9 protein-coding genes and 3 tRNA genes are annotated in these 10,297 nt (G+C 35.5%); 8 read left to right on the top strand and 4 right to left on the bottom strand.

Annotated features, from left to right (window positions below; all coding sequences use genetic code 11):
* The first annotated feature begins 158 nt into the window (after positions 1-158).
* Positions 159-290: a hypothetical protein gene (locus tag U9P79_08580; protein ID MEA2104677.1), complete on the top strand. Its 132-nt coding sequence runs from the start codon at positions 159-161 to the stop codon at positions 288-290.
* Between the two features lie 166 nt (positions 291-456).
* Here U9P79_08580 and U9P79_08585 read toward each other — a convergent pair.
* The 4 genes from U9P79_08585 to trpS all read right to left on the bottom strand — a co-directional run bounded on the left by U9P79_08585 (position 457) and on the right by trpS (position 2,093).
* Positions 457-533, bottom strand: a tRNA-Arg gene (locus U9P79_08585).
* Positions 534-550: 17 nt separating this feature from the next.
* Positions 551-637 (bottom strand) — tRNA-Leu (locus U9P79_08590).
* A gap of 14 nt (positions 638-651) precedes the next feature.
* The gene (gene secG, locus U9P79_08595; GenBank protein MEA2104678.1) at positions 652-1,029 is read right to left on the bottom strand and encodes a preprotein translocase subunit SecG; all 378 of its coding nucleotides are present in this window, start codon (positions 1,027-1,029) and stop codon (positions 652-654) included.
* A gap of 74 nt (positions 1,030-1,103) precedes the next feature.
* Positions 1,104-2,093, bottom strand: a complete 990-nt coding sequence (gene trpS, locus U9P79_08600; protein ID MEA2104679.1) for a tryptophan--tRNA ligase — start codon at positions 2,091-2,093, stop codon at positions 1,104-1,106.
* A 259-nt stretch (positions 2,094-2,352) separates the two neighbouring features.
* On the opposite strand from trpS, the gene rpmB reads away from it, so the two are divergent.
* From rpmB to clpX, 7 genes are all read left to right on the top strand, one after another.
* Complete coding sequence (gene rpmB, locus U9P79_08605; protein MEA2104680.1) at positions 2,353-2,541, top strand: 50S ribosomal protein L28; 189 nt, start codon at positions 2,353-2,355, stop codon at positions 2,539-2,541.
* Between the two features lie 259 nt (positions 2,542-2,800).
* A complete protein-coding gene (locus tag U9P79_08610; protein MEA2104681.1) occupies positions 2,801-3,670 on the top strand; it encodes an RNA polymerase sigma factor RpoD/SigA in 870 nt (289 codons plus the stop codon).
* 87 nt (positions 3,671-3,757) lie between these two features.
* On the top strand, positions 3,758-6,412 hold the full coding sequence (locus U9P79_08615; GenBank protein MEA2104682.1) for a valine--tRNA ligase: 2,655 nt from the start codon (positions 3,758-3,760) through the stop codon (positions 6,410-6,412).
* A 179-nt stretch (positions 6,413-6,591) separates the two neighbouring features.
* A tRNA-Leu gene (locus U9P79_08620) sits at positions 6,592-6,678 on the top strand.
* Positions 6,679-6,705: 27 nt separating this feature from the next.
* A complete protein-coding gene (gene tig, locus U9P79_08625; protein ID MEA2104683.1) occupies positions 6,706-8,016 on the top strand; it encodes a trigger factor in 1,311 nt (436 codons plus the stop codon).
* A gap of 10 nt (positions 8,017-8,026) precedes the next feature.
* On the top strand, positions 8,027-8,611 hold the full coding sequence (gene clpP, locus U9P79_08630; GenBank protein ID MEA2104684.1) for an ATP-dependent Clp endopeptidase proteolytic subunit ClpP: 585 nt from the start codon (positions 8,027-8,029) through the stop codon (positions 8,609-8,611).
* A 2-nt stretch (positions 8,612-8,613) separates the two neighbouring features.
* On the top strand, positions 8,614-9,858 hold the full coding sequence (gene clpX, locus U9P79_08635; GenBank protein ID MEA2104685.1) for an ATP-dependent Clp protease ATP-binding subunit ClpX: 1,245 nt from the start codon (positions 8,614-8,616) through the stop codon (positions 9,856-9,858).
* Positions 9,859-10,297: the final 439 nt, after the last annotated feature.

The following is a 10,297-nucleotide window of genomic DNA, read 5'->3' on the forward strand; positions in this document are numbered from 1 at the left end:
TGGAGATGTAATCGGCATTTTACCAGTCCATTCTTGTTTGACAGCCAATTTGATGAAAAAATATCTTAGCTTAGATGGTGAAGTAATTCCGATGATGGCTTGATAATTAGTGTCTGTCCGTAAAGTATAGATTGGACGCAGATTAGCGCTGAAAAAAAATGATTTACGCAGATAAAAAATTTAATTACAAAAAGAGTAGTATCAGCGTTTATCTGCCGAATCAGTGTTTTTCTGCGTCGAATCATCCACCAGCTGGTGGAACCATTGATAAAATAGTAGTTTACGGATAGACTCTAATTATTATCCTAAATTTCATAAAGTGATAACTACGAGGGGCAGAAATCCATATTTTTTACATTATCCCCATATCCTGAATCCAAAATTCAGAATTGTAAAATATAACAAAAAAAAGCCTTTGCAAAAATAGGAATTTTCGCAAAGGCTTTTTTTAAAAGGTGGTACGCCCACCCCGATTCGAACAGGGAACCTTCTGATCCGTAATCAGATGCTCTATCCAATTGAGCCATGGGCGCGAGTAGCTTAAAAAAAATGGTGCAGAAGAGGGGACTCGAACCCCTACAGGAAATCTCCCACAAGATCCTTAGTCTTGCGCGTCTGCCAGTTCCGCCACTCCTGCACTAAATATAAATTCTATTTGTTCTCTTTATTTTCTTCAGGTTCGGTTAATTTTTCAAAACCGGATGGTAATGCTGCGGGTTGATCGGTTTTGTCCTGAGGAGATTTTTCAATCTCCTGCTTCACTTGCTCGGATAGGGTTCCACCGACTTTGGTTGAACGTTGATTTCCGGAAGAAAGTGCAAGCAGAATAGTAACCACCATAAATGAAACGCCCAAAACTTCAGTTGCTTTCTTCAAAAATGATGAAGCACCTTCACTACCAAAAAGAGTGTTGCCACCGCCACCACCAAAAGCTCCTCCCAAACCACCGCCTTTGCTTGATTGCAAAAGAACGGAGATTATTAGGGAGATACAAATAATAACATGAATAACTAATAATATTACATACATAAATAACTTTCCATTAAATTAATTTATCTTATTTTGTGTTGACGGAAAATCTAAAATACCAATTCTCTGTCAATTTATTTGAGCAAATTGTATCCGGTTCCAATTCTTGTATACACTTCATCTATTGTATCTTTGGCGATTTCCCTGCTTATTTTTACGCCTGCCCTCAAAACATCTTTTATATAATCGGTGTCAGATTTCAGTTCATTGATCCGCTCACGGATTGGTTGTAGCTCTTCATTGATATTTTTTGCTAAAATCCTCTTACACTCCACACAACCGATCTCGGCTTTTCTACAGCCTTTATTTACATATTCGATTTCTTCGGAAGAGGAAAATAATTTATGCAATGAATAAAGGTTACAAACGTCCGGATTGCCCGGATCTGATTTTCTCACTCGCTGGGGATCGGTTACGGCAGTTGCTAGCTTTTTCCGGATCGAATCAGCTGATTCATCAAGATAAATACAATTATCAAGCGATTTACTCATCTTATTATTTCCGTCCAATCCTTTTATTAGCGAACCTGGGCGAATAATCTCTTTCGGCTCCGGAAAGGTATCACCGAAAATGTGATTAAATCTTCTTACAATTTCACGAGCAAGTTCAAGGTGCGGGAGCTGATCCTCCCCAACTGGGACAGCACTTGCCTTATATAAAAGAACATCTGCTGCCATCAAAACAGGATAATCCAACAATCCCATATTAATACTATCTTTAAAATGTCGGGATTTGTCTTTAAATGTTGGAACTCGTTCGAGCCAAGAAATCGGGGTTATAGTGTTCAATATCCATGCCAGTTCGGTATGTTCCTTTACCTGTGACTGAATCATCAAATGGCTTTTCTTCGGGTCTAATCCGCATGCGAGATAAGTAGCAGCGCAATCTATAACACGCTTTTCCAAATTTTCCGGTGCAAATGGAACTGTGATGGCATGATAATCCACAATCCCCCAAATGCATTCATATTCTTCCTGCAAGGGCAACCAATTTTTTATTGCACCAAGATAATTGCCGAGATGCAATCTTCCGCTCGGTTGAATTCCACTAAATATTCTCTTCATCAATTATTCTCCTGTTTTGAATTTTGGATTTTGAAAAATCTATTTCACGAAAAGTGTGATTTTTTGTCAACTTAGCCCATTTTTTTTCATGCATCTGTACGGCTAATACAACAGCACTTTATGAAAATTATTTTCAATAAATGAGTAAATTTGAGATGTAAAGGAGACTCATGTGCGACAATTATTATTGAAAAACTTGCTATGAATTTCCGTAGTTCAAAAAAATGTCAATCTCAAAAAAAAATTAATAGGAAATTTTATGTCTAAAAAATGTGAAATATGCGGAGTAACACCAATATTTGGTAATAGACGAAGTGCTTCTGACAAAAGGAGTCGACGTCGGTGGAATCCAAATTTGCAAAAAATACGTGTGAGAATAGATGGAACCGTAAAAAAAATGAATGTTTGCACAAAATGTATTAAAAATGGAAGAATCGAAAAACCATAGTTTATTTGATTTAATGATGTAAATAAACATTTTTTATAACTTTTATTGAATATTAAAACAGAAAAGTTTTGTTACAATTTTTTGAAAATTTGTCGGATATGCTCAAAAAATCTCGGTTGTTTAAACTCAATTCGGAAAAATCCTTTTCAAGTTATTGCCACAGAAATCAATTAATTCTATACTCATTAATTATTTGAAATAATTTTTTATCAAATTAACTTTTAACTCTTAATCAAGTATTGCTCTGGGGGAAAATTTTATGGTTGAGAATCCAGCTGATAATCAAGGACTGCAAAATTATCTTGCAGACATTGCAAATATAGACCCTTTATCACGTGAGGAAGAAAAAATTCTTCTAATCAAAGCCCAGAAAGGGGATAAAATGGCAATGGAAAAACTTATCCGCAGCAATTTGAAATTTGTGGTCAAAATCGCCAGTAAATTTCAAAATAGAGGGCTTCCGCTTTCTGAACTTATCAGTGAAGGAAATCTCGGTTTGATAAAGGCTATCAATAAATTTGATACAACTCGCGAAACAAAGTTGATTACTTATGCGGTTTGGTGGATTAGACAAACCATTCAATATGCTTTATATGAAAAAAACAGGTTGATCAGAATTCCTTCAAAAAGAATTACTACTATCAACAAAATAAGCAAGATTCAGAAAAACCATAAAGCAAAAAAAGGCGAAAATGCTTCTCTTGAAGAAATCGCAGAACAATTAGGTATTGATGAAGAACGCACGGAAAAAATCTTGAATGAAAGAGCGAGAGTCATTTCTTTAGACAGTATTTATGGCGATAATGACGCTCTCGATAGGCTTGATGTGAGCAGTAAGGATACTCAAAGCTTTTATAGCCAGAACATTGATCCGAAGCGTATATATTATCGAAAAAAAATGCAAGACAAGATTAATCATAAAATGGAAACTCTCAGTCCGCGTGATGCTAGAATAATTAAAGATTTTTTTGGATTCGGTGATACGGACAAAGGCAAAAATTTTGCTGAAATAGCTCGTGAAATCGGGCTTTCACGGGAAAGAGTCAGACAGATCTTTAAGCAAATCATTGAAGAAATGCGGGAAGAAACTGTTGATGAAGTAGATATTGATTATTTACTCGATTTATAAGCTTACCGTAGTTCAAGCATCCTTGATTGAAAATACGAATAAAAATCACATAAAATCTCGTTAGTATAAGGAGAATTGATAAATCTAATGGAAAAAATTTATAACCCTAACCAAATTGAACAAAAGTGGTATAAATTCTGGTTGGAAAACAACCTTTTTCGTGCTGATGCAAATTCAAAAAAACAACCGTTTACGATCGTAATCCCGCCGCCAAATGTTACCGGCATTTTGCACATGGGTCATGTTCTCAATAATACTTTACAAGATATTATGGTTAGATATAAAAAATTGCAGGGATACGAAACTTTGTGGTTACCCGGAACAGATCACGCCGGAATTGCTACCCAAAATGTGGTTGAACGCGAATTGCAAAAAGAGGGAAAGACCCGCTACAATATCGGAAGAGAAAAACTGGTTGAGATGATTTGGAAATGGAAAGAGGAAAATGGAAGCAAAATAATTAGTCAGCTGAAAAAATTAGGTGCGAGTTGCGATTGGCAGCGGGAAAGATTCACAATGGATCAAGGACTTTCAAAAGCTGTCAATGAAGTTTTTATCCGTCTTTATGAAAAAAAATTAATCTACAAAGGAAAATACATTATTAACTGGTGCCCGCGCTGCGAAACTGCTCTTTCCGATGACGAAGTGGATTATGAGGACAAACAATCCCACCTCTGGTATATTAATTATCCAATAAAAGATACCAAGAATAAATTTATTACGGTTGCCACAACCAGACCGGAAACAATGCTCGGCGATACTGCTGTAGCAATCAATCCTACTGATGAAAGATTTAAACATTTGATCGGAAAAACTGTAATTATCCCACTTGTTGAACGAGAAGTTCCCATAATTGCAGATGATTTTGTGGAAAAAGCATTTGGTACCGGCTGCGTAAAAGTTACTCCTGCTCACGATCCAAACGATTTCGAGATGGGACGCCGACATAATCTGAAACAAATTCTGATTATGGACGAAAAAGGAATAATGAACAAAAATGCAGGTGAAACTTATAACGGTTTAGACCGATTTGCTTGCAGAAAAAAAGTTGTTAAAGACTTGCAAGACCTGAATCTTCTAAATAAAATTGAAGATTATCAGCATTCGGTTGGTCATTGTTATCGCTGCAAAACAGTTATAGAGCCATATCTTTCCACCCAGTGGTTCGTCAAAATGAAACCTTTGGCAAAACCTGCTATTGAAGTTGTAAAAAATGGAATGATCAAGTTCCAAACTCCAAGATGGGAAAAAGTTTATTATAACTGGCTGGAGAATATTCACGATTGGTGCATTTCCCGTCAAATTTGGTGGGGACACAGAATCCCTGCTTATTATTGTAATGATTGTGGCAAAACCATTGTATCCGCAGAAATTCCGGAAAATTGCCCCGAATGTGGTTCAAAATCGTTTACACAAGAAACTGATGTTCTGGATACATGGTTCTCATCCTGGCTTTGGCCATTCTCAACAATGGGCTGGCCCCAAAAAACCGCTGAATTAGAATATTTCTTCCCAACCGATGTTTTGGTTACTGATCCGGGAATTATCTTTTTCTGGGTTGCCCGAATGGTTATGGCTTCTCTGGAATTCACGAAAAATATTCCATTTAAAAATGTTTACATTCACGGAACGGTGCTCGATGAAAAAAGTATAAAAATGTCAAAATCACTCGGCAATTCACCAGATCCGCTTGATGTTATCGAACAATTCGGAGCTGACGCAATTCGATTTAGCATGGTTTTCAACACTCCAAAGGGTGAAAATGTAGTTTATACCGACTCCCTTATAGAAACCGGCAGAAACTTTGCGAATAAAGTCTGGAACGCTGCTCGTTTTATTTTTATGAATGCAGAAAAAGTCGAAGGAATTCCCGAAAAAAATAAATTCAAATTGGAACTTTCCGACAAGTGGATCTTATCACGTTTAAACAAAGCGGTTGCTCAGATCATCGCTGATTATGAAGAATATCGCTTTAAAGATACAACCCATCGTCTTTATGATTTTTTCTGGAATGAATTCTGCGCCTGGTATCTGGAATTAATTAAGGATAGATTCTACAACTCGGACGACCGTGATTCCCAACAAACCGCAAAATATATAATGCTTAATATCCTTGATAACTCTTTGCGAATGCTTCATCCGGTAATGCCTTTTCTTACTGAAGAAATCTGGCAAAGATTGAAATCATTTTTTCCGGAAGCAAACAAAAAATCCATTATGCTGACCGAATTTCCAAAAAAATTAACCAATCGCGATTTTGATAAAGATGCCGAAGATATGGAACTGATCATCAAAACTATAATCGGAATCAGAAGCATCAGAAAAGATATGAATATCCCGCTTGGAAAAAAAGTAAATATTTTTATAAAATCTGCGAATGAGACCGTTCGCAATATTTTACTTGATAACCATCGTTATTTAAAGTTAATGGCAAAAATTGATAAATTTGAGGTTGGCAATGAAATTGAAAAACCCTATAAATCTATTACTACTGTAATTGAGAATAATGAAATTTTTATGCCTTTGGAAGGCGTAATAGATGTGGATAAAGAAGTTGAAAGACTTAACGTAAAATTAGATAAAATCAATAAAATTCTGGACAAAGTCGGAAGCAAATTGAAAAATCGGAAATTTCTTAATAATGCTCCCGCTGAAATTGTTCAGCGAGAAAAGGATAACCAAAAAGAGCTAACAGACATTGCGGATAAATTACAATCCAATATTTCAAGGCTCAAAGGTTAACCATATAGAACACCCTGATGGAATAAAAAGATAAAAGCATTCCACAGTGCAGACAAAAAGCAGAGAAAAGATAGGATAAACTTTTCTAAAATCTTTCTCGGTAATTTCTCTGGATTCGTAGGTAAAAAAGTTGAAAAAAACAAAGAAAAGCGTGCACGTTATTTTGGAAATAATTTAATGCGAGAGTGGCGGAATTGGTAGACGCGCTGGATTTAGGATCCAGTGGGAAATTTCCTGTAGGGGTTCAAGTCCCCTCTTTCGCACCATTTTAAAAAAAACATATCGGAGATTAAATGAAATCAAGTTTAGAGAAAGTTAGTGAGTGTAAAAGAAGATTGATTGTTACAGTATCATCGGAAACAGCAAATGATGATTATAAAAAAGTAATTCGAAAATATAGCAAACAGGTAAATATTCCCGGATTCAGAAAAGGCAAGGCACCTACTTCTATGATCGAACAAATGTATGGTGAAGGATTGAAATCAGGTTTTATCGAAGAATATGCTCCAACATATTATCTGAAAGCTATCGGAATCAAAATAAAAGAAAATGGAGTCTCACCTATTGGTCAAGGTACACTCGAAGATTGGTCATGGAAAGATAAAAAAGATTTGGAGCTAAAGTTTACTTTTGAAGTGAAACCAAGGGTTGAATTAAAAAATTACGATAATCTTGAAATTGAATTTGTCCCTAAAAAAGTTACAAAAAAAATGATTGATGAAAAATTAGAGGAACTTCAAAAGGATTATTCATACACCGAAGAAAAAGATTCTCCTGCTGAAAAATTTGACAAAATCTTTTACACAGTTCAAAAATTTGGCACAAGTGAAAACACTGTTGATTCAAAAAAAGAATATCCCTATTTAGTCGGTTCAGGGCAATTAGGCGCACAGTTTGATAATGATCTAATCGGAAAAAAAAGCGGAGATGCTGTTAAATCTACTATTCTAACGCCATCGTCTAATCGGGATGAAAAGCCTGCATCCACTGATATTGAACTAACAATAACAAGCGTGAAAAAAATCATTTTGCCAAAATTGGATGATGAATTTGCTAAAGATGCCAGTGATTTTGATACACTTGCAAGCCTAAAGAAAGACATTAAAAGCAGTCTAGAATTATCTATAGAGGAAGAAAATGAAGAGTCCGTAATAAAATTAATTCTCCAAAAATTGATTGATGAAAATAAATTTGAAGTTCCTGAGTCCTTGATTGAGAATTACTTGTCTGATATGATGAAGCAGCAGGGTGCTCAAAAGATGGATGAGCAGCAAATAAATCAATTCAAGCAAAGTTACAAGCAATTGGCAATAATGCAATTCAAACAATTTTTTATTATGGAGAAACTTCGGGAGTTGGAAAAGATAGTATTGACTGATGAGGAAATTGAAGAAGAAATTAAAAAGTCCGCCGAAGCAATGAACATGGAACTTGAATCATACAAAAAATTGTATAAAAAGAAAATCGAAGACGAAGAATTTAAACAAACAATAATTAATGAAAAAATTATTAAAAAAATTGGAAAAAGAGCCAAGTTTGTTAAACCGAAGAAAAAGGAAAAAAAGATTAAAGAACAAAATCATGAAGCAGAAAAAGGAAAATAAGAGGTAATTTATGTCATTAATTCCAATGGTTATCGAACATTCGGGAAAATCCGAAAGAGCATACGATATTTATTCCAGACTACTAAAAGACAGAATCATCTTCGTTGGTCCAGTTTTAAATGATGTAGTCGCAAATACGATAATTGCCCAACTTCTTCATTTAGAAGCGGAAGACCCGAAAAATGATATTTTTATGTATATAAATTCACCCGGTGGTATTGTCTCCTCCGGACTGGCAATTTATGATACAATGCAATACATCAATCCTGATATAAACACGATCTGCATTGGACAAGCAGCAAGTATGGGAGCACTTTTACTCGCTTCCGGTACTGCCGGCAAGCGCTCTGCTCTTCCCAATTCCAGAATTATGATCCACCAACCATTAGGCGCAGCACAAGGGCAAGCTTCCGATATTGAAATACAGGCAATTGAAATAATGAAAATCAAAAAAACGCTTAATCGAATACTTAAAAAACACACCGGACAAATTCTGAAAAAAATCGAAAAAGATTCTGACAGAAATTTTTGGATGGACTCTGAAGAAGCAAAAAATTATGGCTTGATTGATAAAGTTATATTTAAGAGGGAATAGTTATGAACAACGAAAAATGCTCATTCTGTGGGAAAACAAGAAGCGAAGTAAAAAAACTTATTCGCGGAGTTGACGGAAATATTTGCAACAATTGCGTAAATATCTGCTATTCAATTCTTGAAAAAGAAGAAGACGGTAAGGTTGACGATAATTTTCAACTTCCAACTCCAAGTCAGATAAAATATTTTCTCGACGAATATGTAATTGGACAGGAAAAGGCAAAAAGAACCATTGCCGTAGCTGTTTACAACCATTATAAACGAATTTTCAAGCACAACCTGATCGAAGGTGTTGAACTTGAAAAAAGCAATATTGTTATGATCGGTCCAACCGGTACAGGAAAAACACTTATTGCTCAAACACTTGCTCGATTTTTAAAAGTCCCATTTGCTATTGCTGACGCAACCACCCTAACAGAAGCCGGTTATGTAGGTGAAGATGTGGAAAATATCCTTGTTCGTTTGTTACAATCTGCAGATTATGATATTGAGAAAACTCAGCGTGGAATTATTTACATAGATGAGATTGATAAAATTGCTCGTAAATCCGAAACTCCTTCGATTACACGAGATGTTTCGGGTGAAGGTGTCCAGCAGGCTTTCCTTAAAATATTGGAGGGTGATAAAGTAAATGTTCCTCCAAAAGGCGGAAGAAAGCATCCTCATCAGGACTTCATTGAAATTGACACAAAAAATATCCTCTTTATCGTTGGCGGTGCTTTCAACAATCTGGAAAAGATCATTGAGCGACGTATCAAAAAGAAGAGTATTGGATTTGGAGCAAACCTGATCGGACAGGGTGATATAGATAAAAGCGAAATATTGAAACAAGTTCATCCGCAAGACCTTCTGAAATATGGACTTATACCAGAATTAGTCGGTCGTTTACCTGTTCAAACCTCTTTAACAGAATTGGATAAAGAAGCATTGGTAAAAATTCTCGTTGAACCAAAAAATTCTCTTGTAAAACAGTATGAAGCACTTTTGAAGATCGAGGATGTGAATCTGGTCTTTGATGAAAAAGCATTGGATAGTATTGCCGAAAAAGCAATCAAACATAAATCAGGTGCGCGAGGTTTACGCTCGATTATGGAATCAATAATGAATGACATAATGTATTCTTTGCCTGACAGGAAAGACATTGTCGGTTGTGAAATAACTGAAAATGTTGTTCTGAATAATTCCAAACCTATTTATCAAAAAGAAAACAAAGAAAATATTCCGAAAACACGCCAAGTCGCTTTATAATTTGATATTAAACCCCAAAAACTTGAGTTAATCCGCAGGCTGAATAATTGGCTTAAGATTTTTCGACCTCACCCCAGTCATCTCCTATTGAGGATTGGAAACCGATGAATCGGTTGAAAGTTACTATCTTCTTATTAACCACCAACTTCTGTCTTCGTTTCACTTCGCCAAGACAGGTAAGTTGGTGGTTAATGAAATAAAAAAGCATTAACCGTTTTAACGGTTTCAAAATAGTTAATTGAAATTATGAGTTTACGGATGCACTCTAATCAGAGTCCATCCGTAAAGGAAAATCTTGAGTTAAATTCCGTTTTTTTGAACTTGACTTAAGATTTTCCAACTCACAAATATAACGCTAATTAACTTAATAGATAATTTTTTCAATTAGTCACGGAATGGTCCGTGACTTCTTGAGAAGGCTACTTTACGGATGTACACT

It is taken from the genome of Candidatus Cloacimonadota bacterium (genome assembly GCA_034661015.1).
In the GTDB taxonomy this organism is placed as follows: domain Bacteria; phylum Cloacimonadota; class Cloacimonadia; order JGIOTU-2; family JGIOTU-2; genus JAYEKN01.

Coding starts and splice junctions, on each gene's coding strand:
- U9P79_08610 (MEA2104681.1), top strand. CDS start 2,801: ATGGTTGAGAATCCAGCTGATAATCAAGGACTGCAAAATTATCTTGCA.
- U9P79_08580 (MEA2104677.1), top strand. CDS start 159: ATGATTTACGCAGATAAAAAATTTAATTACAAAAAGAGTAGTATCAGC.
- clpP (MEA2104684.1), top strand. CDS start 8,027: ATGTCATTAATTCCAATGGTTATCGAACATTCGGGAAAATCCGAAAGA.
- rpmB (MEA2104680.1), top strand. CDS start 2,353: ATGTCTAAAAAATGTGAAATATGCGGAGTAACACCAATATTTGGTAAT.
- tig (MEA2104683.1), top strand. CDS start 6,706: ATGAAATCAAGTTTAGAGAAAGTTAGTGAGTGTAAAAGAAGATTGATT.
- secG (MEA2104678.1), bottom strand. CDS start 1,029: ATGTATGTAATATTATTAGTTATTCATGTTATTATTTGTATCTCCCTA.
- clpX (MEA2104685.1), top strand. CDS start 8,614: ATGAACAACGAAAAATGCTCATTCTGTGGGAAAACAAGAAGCGAAGTA.
- U9P79_08615 (MEA2104682.1), top strand. CDS start 3,758: ATGGAAAAAATTTATAACCCTAACCAAATTGAACAAAAGTGGTATAAA.
- trpS (MEA2104679.1), bottom strand. CDS start 2,093: ATGAAGAGAATATTTAGTGGAATTCAACCGAGCGGAAGATTGCATCTC.